Annotated in this window: 15 protein-coding genes; 13 read left to right on the forward strand and 2 right to left on the reverse strand. The window is 62.6% G+C overall.

What is annotated here, in order from left to right:
• Nucleotides 1-25 precede the first annotated feature (25 nt).
• The 3 genes from GC125_RS01470 to GC125_RS01480 all read left to right on the forward strand — a co-directional run bounded on the left by GC125_RS01470 (nucleotide 26) and on the right by GC125_RS01480 (nucleotide 3113).
• The gene (locus tag GC125_RS01470) at nucleotides 26-1027 is read left to right on the forward strand and encodes a Bug family tripartite tricarboxylate transporter substrate binding protein (RefSeq protein ID WP_151983455.1); all 1002 of its coding nucleotides are present in this window, start codon (nucleotides 26-28) and stop codon (nucleotides 1025-1027) included.
• 69 nt (nucleotides 1028-1096) lie between these two features.
• Nucleotides 1097-1564: a tripartite tricarboxylate transporter TctB family protein gene (locus GC125_RS01475; RefSeq protein ID WP_151983457.1), complete on the forward strand. Its 468-nt coding sequence runs from the start codon at nucleotides 1097-1099 to the stop codon at nucleotides 1562-1564.
• Between the two features lie 10 nt (nucleotides 1565-1574).
• The gene (locus tag GC125_RS01480; RefSeq protein ID WP_151983459.1) at nucleotides 1575-3113 is read left to right on the forward strand and encodes a tripartite tricarboxylate transporter permease; all 1539 of its coding nucleotides are present in this window, start codon (nucleotides 1575-1577) and stop codon (nucleotides 3111-3113) included.
• Between the two features lie 157 nt (nucleotides 3114-3270).
• Here the strand turns inward: GC125_RS01480 and GC125_RS01485 are convergent, their stop codons facing one another.
• Both GC125_RS01485 and GC125_RS01490 read right to left on the reverse strand, forming a co-directional pair.
• Entirely contained in the window at nucleotides 3271-4893 is a 1623-nt protein-coding gene (locus tag GC125_RS01485; protein ID WP_151983461.1) for a rhodanese-like domain-containing protein, read from the reverse strand.
• Nucleotides 4890-5837, reverse strand: coding sequence for an alpha/beta fold hydrolase (locus tag GC125_RS01490; protein WP_286165322.1), 948 nt, complete (start codon nucleotides 5835-5837; stop codon nucleotides 4890-4892). The genes GC125_RS01485 and GC125_RS01490 overlap by 4 nt, the downstream gene beginning before the upstream one ends.
• 82 nt (nucleotides 5838-5919) lie before the next feature.
• On the opposite strand from GC125_RS01490, the gene GC125_RS01495 reads away from it, so the two are divergent.
• The 10 genes from GC125_RS01495 (at nucleotide 5920) to GC125_RS01540 (ending at nucleotide 17876) form a co-directional block, all read left to right on the forward strand.
• Nucleotides 5920-7035 carry a mandelate racemase/muconate lactonizing enzyme family protein gene (locus GC125_RS01495; RefSeq protein WP_151983463.1) on the forward strand — a complete coding sequence of 372 codons (1116 nt, stop codon included), beginning with the start codon at nucleotides 5920-5922 and terminating at the stop codon, nucleotides 7033-7035.
• Between the two features lie 154 nt (nucleotides 7036-7189).
• The gene (locus GC125_RS01500) at nucleotides 7190-8140 is read left to right on the forward strand and encodes a Bug family tripartite tricarboxylate transporter substrate binding protein (RefSeq protein ID WP_151983465.1); all 951 of its coding nucleotides are present in this window, start codon (nucleotides 7190-7192) and stop codon (nucleotides 8138-8140) included.
• A 78-nt stretch (nucleotides 8141-8218) separates the two neighbouring features.
• On the forward strand, nucleotides 8219-8710 hold the full coding sequence (locus tag GC125_RS01505; RefSeq protein WP_151983467.1) for a tripartite tricarboxylate transporter TctB family protein: 492 nt from the start codon (nucleotides 8219-8221) through the stop codon (nucleotides 8708-8710).
• 22 nt (nucleotides 8711-8732) lie between these two features.
• Nucleotides 8733-10235 (forward strand): tripartite tricarboxylate transporter permease, encoded by a 1503-nt coding sequence (locus tag GC125_RS01510; RefSeq protein WP_151983469.1) that lies wholly within the window; start codon nucleotides 8733-8735, stop codon nucleotides 10233-10235.
• A gap of 5 nt (nucleotides 10236-10240) precedes the next feature.
• A complete protein-coding gene (locus tag GC125_RS01515) occupies nucleotides 10241-11614 on the forward strand; it encodes an MmgE/PrpD family protein (protein WP_151983471.1) in 1374 nt (457 codons plus the stop codon).
• Nucleotides 11611-12366, forward strand: a complete 756-nt coding sequence (locus GC125_RS01520) for an SDR family NAD(P)-dependent oxidoreductase (protein WP_151983473.1) — start codon at nucleotides 11611-11613, stop codon at nucleotides 12364-12366. Before GC125_RS01515 ends, GC125_RS01520 begins: the two co-directional genes overlap by 4 nt.
• A complete protein-coding gene (locus tag GC125_RS01525) occupies nucleotides 12363-13406 on the forward strand; it encodes an AbrB family transcriptional regulator (protein ID WP_151983475.1) in 1044 nt (347 codons plus the stop codon). The genes GC125_RS01520 and GC125_RS01525 overlap by 4 nt, the downstream gene beginning before the upstream one ends.
• A complete protein-coding gene (locus tag GC125_RS01530; protein ID WP_151983477.1) occupies nucleotides 13403-14572 on the forward strand; it encodes a mandelate racemase/muconate lactonizing enzyme family protein in 1170 nt (389 codons plus the stop codon). Before GC125_RS01525 ends, GC125_RS01530 begins: the two co-directional genes overlap by 4 nt.
• 52 nt (nucleotides 14573-14624) lie before the next feature.
• On the forward strand, nucleotides 14625-16106 hold the full coding sequence (locus tag GC125_RS01535; protein ID WP_151983479.1) for an MmgE/PrpD family protein: 1482 nt from the start codon (nucleotides 14625-14627) through the stop codon (nucleotides 16104-16106).
• Nucleotides 16107-16475: 369 nt separating this feature from the next.
• Nucleotides 16476-17876 carry an HlyD family secretion protein gene (locus tag GC125_RS01540; protein ID WP_151983481.1) on the forward strand — a complete coding sequence of 467 codons (1401 nt, stop codon included), beginning with the start codon at nucleotides 16476-16478 and terminating at the stop codon, nucleotides 17874-17876.
• The last annotated feature ends 6 nt before the right edge of the window (nucleotides 17877-17882 follow it).

The raw sequence follows: 17882 nt of genomic DNA on the forward strand, positions 1-17882 counted from the left end.
AGCTGAAATAGCTCAGGAGGACACAATGAATTCAAAAATTTCACGCCGTAAGGTTCTGCAAGTTGCGGGCGGTGGCGTCGCGATGGCAGCTTTTGGCATGCCCGCGATCCTGCGCGCTCAGAGCGCTTTCCCTGACCGTCCGATCAACATCGTCGTGCCGTTCGATACGGGCGGCTACAACGACCGACTGGCCCGTGCTTTTGCGCCCTATCTGCAGGAAGCTCTCGGCCAGCCGCTGACGATCATCAACCGCGGCGGCGCCGGTGCGTTGCTCGGTCACACCTTCTTCCTGCAGCAGCCGGACGATGGCTACACCATCCTGTGCACGTCTGCTGCTCCCTACATTCCGCTGAACATACTGACGCAAAACGCCGAGTTCACGCTGGAAGACTTCTACATGGTCAACCTGCCGTCGCAGGATTACACGCTGCTCGCGACCAATGCTGAATCCGATATCCAGACGATCGACGACGTCATCGCTCGCCTCAAGGAAGATCCGGGCAGCATGTCGGTCGGTCTTCAGCCTGCGTCTGCAGACCTCGTCAATTTCAGCATTCTTTGCGAAGCAAACGATATCGATTTCAATGCGACGCGCATGGTCACCTATGATGGTGGCGGACCTGCTCGTAACGCCGTAGCCGGTGGCGTCGTGGACATTGGTCTCGTCGGTGGTGAGGGCTTCCTGCCGCTTGCAGACCAGATCCGTCCGCTTCTGACATTCGACAGCCGCCAGCGCGACAATTGGGAAGGCGCGATCGTGACCGACGTTCTCGGCGCCGAAGCCGATTTCGTGGTCGGTTCGCAGCGTGGTTGGGGCCTGCACGGCTCGATGCAGGAATCGAACCCGGATGCATTCCGCATTCTGGTCGAAGCCATCGAGACGGCTTCCAAGAATCCCGCAGCGATCGAGGCTCTCACGACGCAGCAGCTCGCGACCGACTGGTACGGCCCGGAGGAGTCCAACCAAATGCTCGCACGCACCTCTGCTGTCATGGAGCAGTACATCGACCTGCTCCAGGGTCAGTAATCATCTGCAACTTCATCGAGAGCCGTCCGCATCTGCGGACGGCTCAGTCGTATCAGGGAGAGGACTCCGATGAGCACCAAACCGGGACGGAGGGTCGTGTGGGGTCACCTGCTGCTCTTGACCGTCATCGTGGGCGTGGTGATTGCCTACCTGCTTGACGCACGCGGCGTATCCACGCGCGTCAACAACCTGCTGCTCGTGCAGCCAGCCGCTATTCTCGCACTCATCCTGGCAGCTCTGGTGCTGCCCGGCATCTTCCCCAAAAGAGGTTCTCCGGAAGAGGACGAGCTGCCCAAGGAAACGAAGGGCGATCTTCTGCGCGTCTTCGCCTTGATTGGCGCCTTGGCCTTTCTGGCATTCTCGCTCGAAACCATCGGCTTCGACATCGCGACATTCATCTTCATGGTGGTCGCTTTGGCCATCTGCGGCGAACGACGTATCTGGGTGAACCTGCTGTTCAGCGTGGTCTTCACCGTTTTCCTGATCTACGGATACGGCACGATCACGCCGTTCCCATTCCCGCTGACCATCCTGTGAGTATGGCGCCATGATCGAAATGTCCTCAGTCTATGGAGCGTTCGCGCTCCTCTCGTCCGACATCAACGCCTGGCTCTACCTGTTGCCGGGACTGGTCATCGGTCTGGTGTTCGGCGCAATGCCAGGCATCTCCATCACGATGGCCATGGCATTCGCACTTCCGGCCACGCTGTACATGGATTTCCTGCCGGCGATCGTGTTCCTGACCGCCATCTATACCGGCGCCGGCTTCGGCGGATCCGTTCCCGCGGTGCTCATGGGCATTCCGGGTACGTCTTCGGCCGTCGCGACGACGTTCGATGGTTACCCGATGGCTCGCAAGGGCCAGCACAACCAGGCGCTCGGCGTTGCGCTCGCGTCATCCGTCTTCGGCTGCCTGCTCAGCTACGTCTTGCTCTTCTTCCTGATCGCCCCGGTGTCCAGCGTCGTGCTCAAGCTCGGTCCACTGGAAATGTTCGCCGTGGCTGTCTGGGGCATGCTGCTTCTCGGCTCGCTGGCGGGCGCACATATGAGCCGTGGTCTGCTGGCCGGCGTGTTCGGCGTTCTTATGGGAACGGTTGGCATGAACACGGCGGGCTTCATCCGTGGCACCATGGGCGTTCCATGGTTGCTGGACGGCGTGCCTCAAATCCCTGCGATGATGGGTCTCCTGGCCGCCAGCCAGCTCATCGGATTGATCAACACGACCTATCTCATCGAAGACGAAGCCTCGCGGAAGATCAGCTTCGCGAAGATCGTCGAGGGCCTGAAGCTCACCTTCACCTACCCGACGATCATCCTTCGCGGTTCGGTGATCGGTGTCGTCATCGGCGCCATTCCCGGTGTCGGCTCGTCGATTTCCAACCTTCTTTCCTATTCGGAAACGAAGCGGAACGCCCCCGACGGGGATACGTTCGGCCAGGGCAATCCGAAAGGCGTCATCGCAGCGGAATCGGCCAACTCGTCGTCGGAAGGCGGCGCGATGGCAACGATGCTTGCGCTCGGTATTCCCGGCGGCGGCGCGACGGCGATTCTGCTTGCCGCCTTCGCGATGCACAACATCGTCGGCGGTCCGAGCTTCATCGCCAACAACAAGGACATCGTCTACGCGGTCATCTTCTCGAACTTTGCCCAGGCCATTCTTCTTCTCTTCGTCGGCCTCGGCTTCGTTTACTTTGCAAGCTACGTCGTGCGTGTTCCTCTGCGGTTCCTCATCCCGAGCGTGCTCGTGGTCTCGACCTTCGGCGCCTATGCGATCGAAGGAAGTTCGGCGGGTCCGATCACCTTGTGGATCTTCTCGGTGCTTGGCTGGGCGATGGTGCGCTACGGCTATCCGGTCGCGGCAGCCGTCGTGGGGCTTCTGCTCGGGAGCCTGCTTGAAGGCAACCTGCTGCGCACGAACCAGATCAGCGGAGGCGACTTCATCAGCTACGGGCTTGAGCGACCGTGGGCGCTTCTGATCTTCGCGCTGATGATCGGGTCGATCGTCATGCAGGCGATTTCCAAACGGAAAAAGCTGAAGCAGGCCGCTGAGAACTCCGAGTCCCGGTCAGCGTCCGAAGCAAGCTGACCACATCTCTGCCGGCGCGCCTGACCCCGGCGCGCCCTTCTCCACCCGGCCGTTGCGACGGCCGGGTTTTTTGCATCCGCTTGTCAAAACAGCCCGCAAAAAACCCGCCGCGGACGCATGTCCGAGCAGCGGGTTGGAAGGTTCTGGAGTGGTGGGGTTAGGCGTTTGGCGCCGTGATGCGGTAGTCTGCCTTTTCCACCGCGTCCATCTGCGCGATCAGGCCGGTCTCCCATTCGAGATAGCGGCGTGACGCTTCGAGATTGTCGTCGTGGCGATCGTGCACGAAGAAGAGATGGTCGATGGCATCGGCATCCGACGGTTCGCCGGGTGTTTCGACGATCGGCGAACCGGCTTTCGCCAGAGCCGCATGACCGCCTTCGACGACGCGGATGTCCTTTACACCTGCCTTGCGCAGATCCTCTGCGGCCCAAGCGGCCGCATCGATGTCATCCGCGACAAGATAGACGCTTTTGCCGGCGATCGCTGCCGCCAGGTGTTCGGCGCGTGGACGAACCAGCCAGTGCGCGCCTTCCACATGGGCCTTGCGGTAGTCGAGCGACCCGCGCATGTCGACGAAGACCGCCTCTCCGAGAGCGACGCAATATCGGGCGCGCACCGGATCGATCGTTTCGAGCGGCTTCGGCTTCGGGAGCGTCGGACGTGTCCCTGCAGCTCCCTGAGCATGGAGGCGCTTAAGCGTTGCGCGCACTGCTTCGTCGAGGATGCAAACATAGGGCTGGTACCCAAGCTGGTGCAGCCAGAAGGCCGCAAGTGCGGCGCGCATGCCGCCATCGTCCAGAAGGACGATGCGCGCATTGCGGACGGCAACCCATTGATCGGTCGCCTGGACCAATTGACCCGAGAGAGCATGGACGGCGCCGGGGATCGGATCGCCTGCCGCCTCCTCGGTCGAGCGGACATCGAGGAGATAGGTCGTCGCGTCGGGTTCAGCGAGAAGCGCTTCGACGCGCGCGGGATCGGCGGTCTCCAGACCGTACTTGCGGACGAGCGTCATGGCCGTGTCGCGGCTTTCGTCCCGCTGCGCCTCGCTTAGAACGGGATAAGGGGCCGCGCGGTTTCCTCGCTCCAGCTTGCCACCGGACAAGGCCCAGCCCTGGGTTCCGTTTTCGAGCGCCATGACGGGTCCCGCATGGCCCGCAAGCATCACGCCGATCGCGCCGATGATGCCGCGCGTGCGGCCGGCGCAGGTGATGACGATCGGCGTTTCACCGTCGGCGAGCGCGGGAAGCCGGTGCGCGAGTTCACCGTTCGGCAGGCACTCGGCGCCCGGCACGCGCATCTTCGCGTATTCCGAAGGGGGTCGGGCATCGTAGAATTGAAACGAGCGATCCTGCGCCTTCCAGGCTGCCAGTTCTTCGGGCGTGATCATTTTGGGATGCCAAATGCCCTCGGCGATTTCGCCGAGCACCTTGGATGGGACATTGACGCCCTTGTAGACCGGGAAGCCTGCCGCGGCCCAAGCCGGCATGCCGCCGTCGATCAGCGCGACGTCGCTGTAGCCCATATCCACGAGCCGCGCGCCGGCGCGCTCGGCGATGCCGTCACCGTCATCGACAAGAAGCACGGGCACGGTGAGGCGCGGGATGAGATCGGGCACGCGGGCTTCAAGACGGGAATAGGCGCAGGGGATGGCGAAAAGCGCGTGCCCTTCGCCGAATTGCCCTGCTTCGCGCACATCGAGAAAGGCGATCTCGCCCGAGCCGTGAACCTGCCGGCGCGCTTCTTCAGCGCCGACGCGCTTGACGCTGCCTGCCCTCATGCCGCGCTGTCCGCTTCGTAATGCGGCTTGCGACCCGTGAAGAAGTCGAAGAACAGCGGATAGATGATGTCCGGGCGATGCTCCGCCGGATAGTGGCCCGTCGGCACGCCAAAGCCGGCGACATCATCGGCCCACTCGCTCCAGGCTTCGACCGGCTTGAAGTGGCGGCCGCAATGGCTGTTCGTGCCCCAGATCACCATCACCGGGCATTCGATCTTGCGCTTGCCGTAGTCGGCGGTGTCCATCGCAAGGTCGAGCGTCACCGTCGCGCGGTAATCCTCGCAAACCGAATGGATCTGCTCGGGCGTCGTGCAACGCACATATTCATCCATTGCTTCCTTGGTGAATATCTCCAGGCCGACGCCCTTCTTGTTGAGTTTGTAATGGATGTAGTAGTCGAGATCGGCGCAGATCAGCCGCTCCGGGAACGGCGCCTTCTGCGCCATGAAGAACCAGTGATAACTCTCCAGGCCCCAGCCGAGCGACACGTTGTTCAAAACGTGATGCGTCGGCACGATGTCGAGCGCGCAGAGGCGTTCCACGCGTTGCGGCTGGTCGAGCGCCATGCGGAAGCCCACGCGGGCGCCACGGTCGTGGCCTGCGATCTGGAACCGGTCGAACCCGAAATGATCCATCACGTCGAAATTGTCTTCGCCCATGGCGCGGAACGTGTAGCCCGCGTGGTCGTCGCCGCCATCGGGCTTGGAGCTGTCGCCGTAGCCTCGCAGATCGGGCGCGATCACCGTGAAGGACTTGGCCAGCGTCGGCGCGACTTTGTGCCAGCTGACATGTGTCAGGGGATTGCCGTGGATCAGAAGCAACGGCGGTCCTTCGCCGCCGATCGCGACGTGGATTTCGGCGCCGCGCGTCTTGACGGTCTCGGTGCGGAATCCGTCCATCAGCCGGTTTGACTGGACGAGCGTCGGCAAAGCTTCCTGATTCATGATCACATCCTCCCATTTTGTCGATTGTCTACAATAATGAAGTCCGCTAGACAATGGCGCAGATGACAAGGGGAGGTGCGTCGTGATCATTCAAGACATCAAAGCCAGCCTGCACGGATTCTCGATCGAGATTCCGCTTCTCGAGGGTCGCGTCCAAGGCTACGGACGCGAAGAGCAGACGCATTTCGTTTTCTGCCAGGTCGAGACCGACGAAGGCATCGTCGGTTACGGCTTGACGGGACATTTCCTGTCGCGAGCGGTGATCGTGGCGCTGGAGAAACACATCCTGCCTTGCGTGAAAGGCATGGACGTCCGCGATCTCGAAAAGATCCACCAGCGTGTCTGGCAGAAGCTCAACCCCCGCGCCATGAGCGGCACGATCTCGATGGCGCTTTCCTGCCTCGACATCGCATTGTGGGACATCATCGGCAAAAAGGAAGGCCGCTCGATCGCAGCAATGCTCGGCGGCGCGCGCACCGAGGTGCCCTGCTACGTCACTTTCGGCTTTCCGCAATACGACATCGACCTGCTCGGCGAAGCGGCGAAACTGCATGTTGCGAACGGCTTCAAGGCCCTGAAATCGGTCGTTGCGGTCGACAAGGGTGGCTGGCGCGAGGATGCGCGCCGCGTGAAGGCGATCCGCGATGCGGTCGGCTCAGAGATCGACCTGATGATCGATGCCAACTATCTCTTCAATCCGGTCGAGGCCAAATATCTCTGCCGCGAGATCGAGGATTGCGGCATCACCTGGTTCGAAGAGCCGCTAACGCAGAACGATGCGCGCGCGCTCGGCGACCTGCGCCGTCACACGAAGATCCCGATCGCAGCCGGCCAGATGGAAGGCCATCGCTGGCGCGTGCGCGAATTCGTCGAGCACCAGTCGCTCGATATCCTGCAGCCGAACGTGACCTATTGCGGCGGATATACCGAGGCACGCAAGATCGCCCACCTCGCGCAGATCTACAACATGCCGATCGCCAATGGCGGCGGCTGGCCGCTGTTCAACATGCACCTGCTCGCTGGCATGATGAATGGCTGGATCGTCGAGTGGCATCTGGGCATGGTCGCCGTGGGCGAAATGATGTTCACGGATGCGCCGAAGCCGGTCAACGGCATGATCAAGATCCCCGAGCGGCCGGGCCTCGGCCTCACGCTCAACCAGGATGCGTTCCGCGAAACGCGGGTGGCGCTCGACTGAGCGTCACAGGCAAATATATTGTTGACACTTTACAATTGCGGGGCCTAGTCTCCGCCAGGCTTTGGGCGACTGTAAAAGCTGATCCCGAAGACCTGCCAAGAACGGCTTCGTCCGACGGACGATCAATGTCCGTCGGCACTCTGGGAGGATTGCTATGACACGACTGCCACTTTATGCGGCGGCCAGCGCCGCGTTCATCCTGAGCGGCACAGCCGTTCAGGCTCAGGAGTATCCCGTCGAGACGGTCACGCTCATCACCCATTCCAGCCCCGGCGGCGGCAGCGACGTTTTCCTGCGGGAACTGTCGCGCTATCTCGCCCCCTATCTCGGCGCGAACGTGATCGTCGAGAACGTCAGCGGCGGTTCGGGCGCATCGGCCATGGCGCGCCTCGCGCAGGCCCCGGCGGACGGCTCGATCTTCTATGCCACGACGCCGACCTTCATCTACACGTCGCTGCTTTCAGATCCGGAATACAAGTACACGGATCTGGAGCCGCTGGTGAACTTCTTCATCGATCCGGAAGTCATCTACACGGCTGCCGACAGCGAATTCGAAACGCTCGAAGACGTCATCCAGTTTGCGCGCGACGGTCGCGGCCAGTGGGGCGCTGCGAACCCGGCATCGCTGGAGCGCCAGGCCCTGGAGCAGCTTAAGACAGCCGCCGAGGTCGACGCTGCGGTCGTGACGCATGAAGGCGGCGGCGATCTGATGATCAATGTGCTGAACGGCACGCTGCAGATCGGCGTCGGCGAAGTGCAGGAAATCCAGTCACAGCTCGAAGCCGGCGAACTTCGCCTGCTCGCCACGTTCAGCGACGAGCGGCTCGACTCGTTCCCGGACCTCCCGACGGTGGCCGAAAGCGGCTACGACGTCGTGGTGCGCAAGTTCCGCGGTCTTGCAGGCCCGCAGGGTCTGCCGGACGACGTGATCGCAGCCTGGGAAGCAGCCACGCAGGCCGTTCTCGAAGATGAAGAGTACAAGGCCGCATATGAAGCGAACAACCTTCGCGCCGAATTCATCGGCCATGACGACTATGTCGCGTTCATCGAGCAATTCGGTACCGAGACGTCGACGTTCCTGAAAGATACAGGCGTCATTGAATAAGCCAATTGGCTTTCGGAGCGGCGCCTTTCGGGGCGCCGTTCCTTTTTCCAGTTCCTGCTTCCAGGGTGTGAGACCGTCATGTTGACCCGAGATTTCGTCGGTGGTGTCGCGACCATCGTGATCGGTGCCGTTTACCTGTACTTCGCCTATCAGCTGCGCGTCAGCGCGCTGGACGACAGCATGGGTCCCGGTGGCCTGCCGCGCATCTACGGATGGCTGCTCGTCGGCCTGGGAGCGGTCCTGATCATACAAGGCGTTTTCGCGCGAAGGCTCGCCGCACCGGCTGGATCCGAGCCCGTCAAAGGCGAGTGGGAAGGACAGGGGCGTAAGATCGCCTATGCGTTCGGACTGCTCGTGATCGCGATGGGCTATATCTTCATCGTTGAAAGCGTCGGCTATCTGATGTCCATCGGACTTTTGATCATCACGACCGCGCTTTATCTCGGCGCCGGCTTCTCGGGCCGCCTGATCGGCATCGGCCTCTTCGGAGCCGTCTTCCTCTACGCGATGTTCGTCACCCTGCTGGGCGTGCGCATGCCGGCCGGCGTGCTCGCGCCGCTTGGGCTTTGAGAGCGATTAAGGACGACTGACCATGGAAACGATCGCACTCACGGCTGCCTATCTTCTGGATTGGCACATTCTTCTCGCCGCGCTGGCAGGCGTCACCTGGGGCATCATGGGCGGTGCGCTGCCGGGGATCTCGCCATCCATCACGATGGCCCTGCTCCTGCCCTTCACCTACACGATGGATCCGACCGGCGCGATCGTGCTGCTCGCCTCCACCTATATCGGCGCGGAATATGGCGGCTCGGTGCCTGCCATCCTCATCCGCACGCCCGGCACCAACGCGGCCGCGGCGACCGTCATCGACGGTTACGAGATGAACCTTCAAGGGAAGGCGGGCCTCGCACTCGGCATCTCGCTCACCTCCGGTTTCTACGGCAGCATGTTCGGCCTGGTCATGCTGATGGCGCTTTCCGGCCCGCTGGCCCTCGTTGCGCTCAACTTCACGCCGATGGCGTATTTCGCACTCGGCATTCTCGGTCTTTCGGTCATCGCGACGCTGTCGGGTGAAAACCTCGTTAAGGGCTTCATCGCTGCCATTCTCGGCCTGATGATCGCGACCATCGGCAGCGATCCGGTCACGGGCGGTACGCGGTTCACCTTCGGTTCGTCCGAGCTGCTCGGTGGCATCGAGCCGGTGATGATCATGGTCGGTCTCTTCGCCATGAGCGAACTTTTGATCCAGGCCAGCAAGCGTGGCGCCGACGAACGCGTGACGTCCCGCCCGCGGATTCAATTCCCGGACTGGAAGCTCACGAAGCGCTTGATCCCGGCGCAGATGATCGGCAACGGCATCGGAACGTTCGAGGGCGTCATGCCCGGTGCCGGCGGCACGATCGCCTCCTTCATGGCTTACAACGAAGCGCGTCGCTGGTCGAAATATCCGGAGGAATTCGGCAAGGGTTCGCCCGAGGGCATCGCCGCGCCGGAGACCGCGAACAACACCGTTGCAGAAACCGCGCTGGTGCCGCTGCTCTCCTTCGGCATTCCGGGTTCGAACTCCACCGCCATCCTGCTCGGCGGCTTCCTCATCCACGGCATCGTGCCGGGACCGATGCTCTTCGAGCGCTCCGGCGAAGTGGTCTACGGGCTCTATGCCGGCCTGTTTGCGGCGACGATCGGCATGGTCATCATGGGCTTCCTGATGCTGCCGGTCTGCATCTGGCTGGTGAACCGGCCGCGCCCCTATCTCAATGCGTTCATCCTGGCGCTGATCCTCTCGGGCATCTACTCGATCCACAACGAGACCTTCGATCTCGGCATCATGCTCGCGGCCGGCGTGCTCGGCTTCTTCATGCGCATGCTGCGCTTCCCGTTCCTGCCGACGGTGCTTGGCCTCGTGCTCGGCTACCTCGTGGAAAGCAACTTCCGACGCTCGCTGGTGCTGTCGGGAGACGACTACATGATCTTCGTGGACGACCGGATTTCGCTCAGCCTTTTGCTGCTCGCCTTCCTGTTCATCGCCGGTTCGATCGGCAAGCACGTCTACGACGCCTTCTTCCGCAAGCCCAAGCCTGTTTCCGAAAGCTGACACCCATGAAGCACGACACACCGACCCAATCCGTCTCCGAACGGCTGGCCGCCTGGGGCGTTTCGATGAGCCCCGAGAGCCTATCGGACGCAACGCGCACCAAGAGCCGGGACATTCTCGTCGACATCGTCGGGCTCTGCGTCGCCGCACGGCATACGGACTACGTTGCAGCGACCAAGGCGGCGTCGGAGCCGGGCGACCACATCGTGATCGGCCATGCGGAGCGCGTCTCGGCATCGAGCGCAGCGCTCATCAACGGCACGGCCGCGCATGGCGAGGATTTCGACGACACGTTCGAAGGCGGACCGGTGCATTCGGGCGTCGTCATCGTGCCTGCACTGCTGGCGGCTGCGCAGAAATACAAGCTCTCCAACGACCGGGTGATGCTCGGCATTGCGGCCGGTACGGAACTGCTCTGCCGCTTGGCGCTGACGCTGCCGAAGGCCGTACACAAGGCAGGCTTCCACCCGACCGCGGTTCTCGGCACCTTCGCCGCGACCTTCGGAATCGCGGTTGCGCGTGGCGCCGACGAGAAGACGATCGTCAACGCTCTCGGCATCGCCGGCTCCACCGCGTCCGGCATCATCGAATATCTCGGCGACGGCAGCTGGACCAAGCGCATGCATCCGGGCTGGTCGGCGCAATCGGCGCTGCGCTCCTTCGCGATGGCCGAAGCCGGCTTCTTCGGCCCGCGCATGGTGTTCGAGGGCACGCATGGCGCATTCAAGACCTTCGCGCCGTCGATCGAGCCGAAGACCGACAAGCTGTTCGAAGCGCTCGGCGAGACCTTCGTCATGGATACGATCACCTTCAAGCCCTACCCATGCGGTACGATGGTGCAACCCTATATCGACGCGGCCATGAAGCTGCGCGCCAAGACCGTGAGGCTCGACGGCATCAAGCGCATCGTCTGCAAGACGGCGGAAGGCATCGTGCACCGCCTGTGGGAGCCGATCGAACTGAAGCGCCGCCCGCCCACCGCCTATGCGGCGAAGTTCTCGACCCCATTCGGCGTCGCGCTCGGCCTTACGCGCGGCCATGCCGATCTCGGCGATTTCACCGATGATGCGATCGAGGATGCCGAATTGCTGCGGCTTTGCGCGCTCGTCGATTTCGAGATCGATCCGAATAACCCCTATCCGGCGGCTTACACCGGCCATGTGCGCATCGAGTACGAGGACGGCAGCATCGAGGAGGCCGATCAGGGTCACATGCGCGGCGGCTCGGAAGAGCCCCTGACGCGGGAGGAGATCGACACGAAGTTCCGCGCCAACGTCGCCTTCGGTGGCCATGACAATGCCGATGCCCTGTTGACCGCCTGCAACGAGATCGGAGCGATGAAGGGTGGATACGAACTGATTGCGGAGCTTGCGAAATGACCAGTGAAGACCTTAAAGGCCGCGTCGCGCTCGTCACCGGCGCCTCGCGCAACATCGGCCGCGCGATCGCGGTCGCGCTTGCCTCCCGTGGTGCCGACATCGTCGTGCATGTTGCGCGCGACACGAATGCCGGCGCCGAAACCGTCGCGGCGGTGGAAGCGCTCGGCCGCAAGGCGGAACTGCTTTCGGGCGACCTTTCGGATCCGGAAACGGCGCGCGGCGTCGTCGCCGACGCGGCGGCTGCCTTCGGCCGGCTGGACATCGTCGTCAACAACGCAGCGATCCGGCCGGAAGCGGCTTTCGGCGACATCACCTTTGCCGATTGGCGCCAAGTGATGGGCGTTGCGCTCGACGCGGTCTTCCTCGTCAGCCAGGCAGCGCTGCCGCATCTTGAAGCGAGCGACCAGGCGGCAATCATCAATCTCGGCGGTCTCACCGGACACACCGGTGCTGCGCACCGCGCCCATGTCATCACCGCGAAAGCCGGTGTCGTCGGGCTTACCAAGGCGATGGCGCACGAGCTGTCGCCGAAGGGCATCACCGCCAACTGCGTGGCGCCGGGCCTGATCGACACCAAGCGCGTCTCCAACGAAGGCGCCGCACCGAAGCATCACGATACGCGCAAGACCCTGGTCGGTCGCCGCGGCACACCGGAAGACGTGGCCGAAGCGGTCGCCTATCTCGCGGGCAGCGCCGGACGCTACATCACCGGAGAGACGCTGCATGTGAATGGTGGCACCTACCTTTCATGACCCTTTCCGCCAACCTGCAGCTTGCGGGGGGCATCCTCGCCTCGGCCATCTGCGGGTGGCTCGCGTCGCTCACGGGGATCCCGCTGGCCTGGATCCTCGGTGCGATGGCGGGAAGCGCGATCTACGCGAACACCATCGGGCTTGGCGGCAAAACCAAATATGTGCGGCGGCTCGGACAGCTCCTGATCGGTGCTGCAACGGCCGCCGTCCTCACACCGAACATCCTCGGCGAGCTTCTCTCCTATTTCCCGGCAATGGTGGCGGCCGCCATCGTCGCCAACGCTCTCGGCGTGCTGCTGGCGTTTCCGCTGGCGAAGATCGCCAATGTCGATCGCAAGAGCGCGCTTCTGTCGACACTGCCGGCCGGCATGTCCGAGATGGCGTCGCTCGCCCGCGAAACCGGCGCGCAGGCCGATGTGGTCATGGTCGTCCACACGTTGCGCGTGGTGATGATCGTGGTGCTGGTGCCGTTTCTCTTCGGGATCGACCGCAGCGCCGTGCAGGCAACGATCGATCCATCGGCGAGCATTATCGCGCTTTTCGCCTGCCTCGTCGGCGGGCTTGTCCTGTCGATCGTCACGTCGAAGCTCGGCGTCCTCAATCCCTGGGTGATCATGCCCATGGCCGTCGGCATCGTGCTCGTCTCCTTCGAAGTCTCGATCGCCCAGATGCCCTGGGGTGTGCTGGTCGTTGCGCAGATCCTCATCGGCTTCTCGCTCGGCGCGCGGCTGAAGAAGGAAGATTTCGCCCGGGTGCCGCGCGCAGCGCTTGCCGCGGTCATCTGCAGCGGCGGGCTGATCGCGATCATGATCTTTGGTTTCGTGCCGATCCTGCAGCTCTTCGTCGATGAGAGCCCTATATCTCTTGCCCTCGGCGTCGCGCCCGGCGGTCTGGGCGAGATGATCGCTTCGGCCAAGGCACTCGGCGCTGCCTCGGCCATAGTCGCCGGTTTCCAATTCACGCGATCCTTTCTCACCAATGTGATCGCGCCACCCCTCCTCATTCGTTTCGCCGCCAACACGAAAGGCCCCAAGACATGAAAATCGTCGACATCCGCGAAGCGGTCGTCTCGATCTCCTCGCCCATCCGCAATTCGTTCATCGACTTCTCCAAGATGACGGCGAGCGTCGTGGCGGTGGTGACGGACCAGGTGAAGGACGGCAAGCCGGTCGTCGGCTACGGCTTCAATTCCAACGGCCGTTACGCGGCAAGCGGGCTGTTGAACGAACGCTTCCTGCCGCGCCTGCGCGAAGCCAATCCGGAAAGCCTCATCCGCGACGACGGCACCAATCTCGACCCGCACAAGATCTGGGCGACGATGATGGTCAACGAGAAGCCCGGCGGCCACGGCGAGCGGTCGGTTGCCGTCGGCGTCGTCGACATGGCGGTGTGGGACGCGGTGGCCAAGATCAACGGCGTGCCGCTCTACAAGCATCTGGCCGACACGTATGGCGACGGCACGCATGACGACTCGGTCTTCGTCTATGCCGCCGGCGGCTACTATTATCCCGGCAAGGACGACACCCAGCTGCAGGACGAGATGCGGCGCTACCGCGCCATGGGCTACGAAGTGGTGAAGATGAAGATCGGCGGCGCGCCGCTCGACGAGGACATCCGCCGCATCGAGGCCGTGCTGGAAGTGGTTGGCGAAGGCAAGTATCTCGCCGTCGACGCCAATGGCCGCTTCGACCTGGAAACCGCGCTCGCCTACGGCGAAGCGATGAAACCCTACAACCTCTTCTGGTACGAGGAAGCCGGCGACCCGCTCGACTATCACATCCAGAACGAGCTTTCGAAGATCTATCCGGGTCCGATGGCGACCGGCGAGAACCTCTTCTCGCATCAGGATGCCCGCAACCTCGCGCGCTATGGCGGCATGCGGCCCGATCGCGACTGGCTGCAGTTCGACTGCGCGCTGTCCTACGGTCTCGTCGAATATATGCGGACGCTGGAAGCGATCGGCAAGGAAGGTTTCTCCAACCGCAATTGCGTGCCGCATGGCGGGCACCAGCTGTCGCTGAACATAGCAGCCGGCCTGAAGCTCGGTGGCAATGAAAGCTATCCGGAGGTCTTCAAGCCGTTCTGCGGCTTTGCCGACGGCATCAAGGTCGAGAACGGCCGTGTCGGCCTGCCGGACGCACCAGGTATCGGCTTCGAGCAGAACTCGGCGCTGATCAAGGCCATGCGCGACGCGACCAACACATAAGCGGGCGGCTTACCCGCTTGCCGAAAGACTTCAGAATGAGGGAGGAAACCCCATGAGCAACCCCGCGCGCCAGCCTGACACGCAAGCTGCCACGAACACCGACCCCCACGCCCATCTCGCCGGCCTCACCAAGGCCGCCGCGTCGTTCGTCGCCAACCACCGTTTCGAGGACCTCAACGACGAGACCTTGCGCATCGCGCGGCGCTGCGTCCTCGACGGCCTGGCCGTTGCGCTCGCCGGATCCGAACAGCCGGGCATGGCGCCCCTTGGCGCCTATATCGACAGCCTTGGCGGCACGCCGCAGGCGCGGTTGATCGGGTATGCGTCGCGCAATGTGCCCGCCCATCTCGCCGCGCTCTGGAGCGCGACCGCTGGCCACGCGATGGACTGGGATGACACGCAGCTCGCCGAAGGTCCGGGCCGGCCCTATGGCCTGCTGATGCATCCGACCATGCCGCCGCTGGTCGCCGCACTGACCATGGCCGACCTGGTCGCCGGCGAAACGGGCAAGCCCGTCGACGGCAAGACGCTTTTGACATCGTTCACGGCCGGCTTCGAAGTGGGTTGCAAGATCGCCGAGGCGATCAACCCGGATCACTACATGCGCGGCTTCCACACATCCGGCACGATCGGCACGTTTGCGGCCGCTGCGGCGGCGGCCAAGATGCTCGGCATGGACGAAGAAGACGTGGCGAAGACGCTCGGCGTCGCGGCTTCCATGGCTTCCGGCATTCGCGCGGGCTTCGGCACGATGACCAAGCCGATGCATGTCGGTCGCGCCGCCGAAAACGGCATCACAGCGGCTCTTCTCGTGCGGCACGGCTTTTCGGCCAATCCGGAAGCGCTCGATGGCCGCTGGGGCTATCTCGCAATTGCCGGGCCCGGCGGCGAACCGGCACTGGTGAACGACAAGTTCGGCAAGCCGCACACGATGGAAAGCCCCGGCGTCTCGATCAAGCCATACCCTTCGGGCGTGCTCACCCACCCGAGCATGGACGCCCTGCTTTTCCTGATGCGCGAGAACGGGCTTGAGGCGAAAGACGTCCATTCCGTGAAACTCAAGGCCGGCAGCAACGTGCTCGGCCCGATCCGCTTCCGCATTGCCCGCACCGAACTGGAGGGCAAGTTCTCCTTCGCCTTCCTGCTGACCGCGATCATTCTCGCCGGGCGCGCCGGCAAGGCGGAATTTACCGACGAGTTCGTGTCTTCGGCCGCATCGCAGGACATGCAGTCCCGAATCGAGACGGAATTCGACCAGTCGATCGAGGACATGGGATGGGATCGCATCCGTTCGAAGATCGAAGTAACGACGACCGACGGCCGCATCATCGAGCGTTGGGCAGACGAGAACTACCGAGGTAGCCCACACAATCCCCTCTCCGATGCGGAGCTGGAAGGCAAGTTCCGCGACTGCGCAGAAGGCTTGATCGACAACGCGCGCATGCAGCAGGTCTTCGACATGGTCTGGACGCTAGAGAAGAGCGCGGATGTGGGCGCTATCTTCGACTTGCTCGACTGGAACGGCGCGCGTTGATGCAGCAACCCGCTTGCGACATTACGCGTGGCAGGTACCCCATATGCCACGCGTACTGACGTTATGTTTAGACGAAAACCCTGCAAGATGCTTAATCGCATATTAATTAGTCAGATCCTGCCCGATATAGAAACAAAGCGCACTTTTTGCGCTCATAAATATCGCATCAGTACATAGGATCACGTCTAATACCAATCGAAGATTGTACGATTTGATTGTATAGTCGGACCTTGGTCCGCTTTACCCCAAGTTAAAAAAGGATTAATAGCTCGCCTTAAGCGGAGCGCTGCTGCTCAGACCCGCCAAGAGGTCCCGCTTGGAAACGCCTTTCAATTGGCCTCGGATGATTCGAGACGGAGATTGAAAGTTATGACGAGTTCTAAAATCGGCGGCACGTCCGACCATCGTGTCCTGGGCATCGCGCGCGCATTCGGCTTCATCTTTGCTGCAGCGTTGGTTTCGACCATGGCCTTCGCCATGATCCCGAACCAGTTCTTCATCGTCTCCGAAAAAGCGGTGGTGAACGCACCCGTGCATCTCATCACATCTCCTATCTACGGGCGGATCGACGACATCCGGCTGGAAGTCGGCGCTGCCGTCGAACCAGGCTTCGTGGCCGCCGTGATGTCGAACCCGAACCAGGACCAGACCTCCGTGGTCGGCCTGCGATTGGAGAAGCTCGATATCGAGGAGCGGCTGAACAACGAGCTGGCCGCGCTCGACCAACGCCGTGACCGGTTGACGCTGATCGACATCCAGATCACCGACGTCAAGCGTGGCGCGTTGGAAGAACTCGCCTCCATCGTCGAGGGTGCCAGCTCGAACGTTCAATATTTCCAGGCAAAGGCGAGCGAGCAGCAGGCGCTGGTCGAACGCCAGCAGATCCTGCTGGAACGCGGTGTCATTAAGGCCGAGAGCATGGAACCATTGCTCCAGCAGCGGGCGGCGGCCGAGTTCGAATTGCAGGGTGCCGAAGGCGAACTGAAACGGCAGCAATTGCTGCGCTCGCTTTTCGAGCAAGGCATCTTCACCGGCGGCCAGAGCGCCACCAACATTTTATCGCTGGAACTGCAGCGGAAGACCCTTGCGGTGGACGTGGAAGAAGCCGAAACCGAAATCAGCCAGATGGAGCGCCGGCTGACCGAACTGACCCAGTTGCTCGATGGCGAACAGAACCGTCTCGGTGGCATCGGCGCAGCCGAAGTCATGGTCGAAGCATCCGGCCAAGTGGTCAGCGTCGAAGCCGCCTATGGCAACTTCCTGACCCAGGGCCAGCCGATCGCCCGGTCGCTCGATTGCAACGAAGCCTTCGTCGCCGCCGTCTATTCGAGCCGTGATGTGGCCGACATCGAAATCGGGACGCCGTCGCTGGTCAACATCCGCAGCATCGGGCAGCAACGCCAGGGCCGCGTCTCAAAGATCGTGCGCTATTTCGGCAAGGGCGGCGAAGACCGCTACTTCGAAGAGCTTCCCGAAGCCGAGGGACATGAGGTGTATGTCCTCGTCGAGCTCGACAGCGAAGCCGGAGACGGCGAAGGCTCCGGGCTGGTCGAGGACGATCAGTCGAAGTTCTTCGGGTGCCATGTCGGCGAGGATGTCGTGGTTTCGCTCGGCGAGCCGATGATCGAAAAGCTGGTGCGCTATTCCACCGACGTCGCGGCGGTCGTCGGTCCCTATCTTCGGCTGGACGGCGTTCTCGGCTTTGCCCAGGCGGCGGCCGACAGCGACCAAGAAGCTGTTGCCGCAACGGTTGCGCGCGTCAACTATTGAGGCGCG

Origin of the sequence: Rhizobium sp. EC-SD404, from assembly GCF_902498825.1 — a bacterium.
GTDB lineage: Bacteria > Pseudomonadota > Alphaproteobacteria > Rhizobiales > Rhizobiaceae > Georhizobium.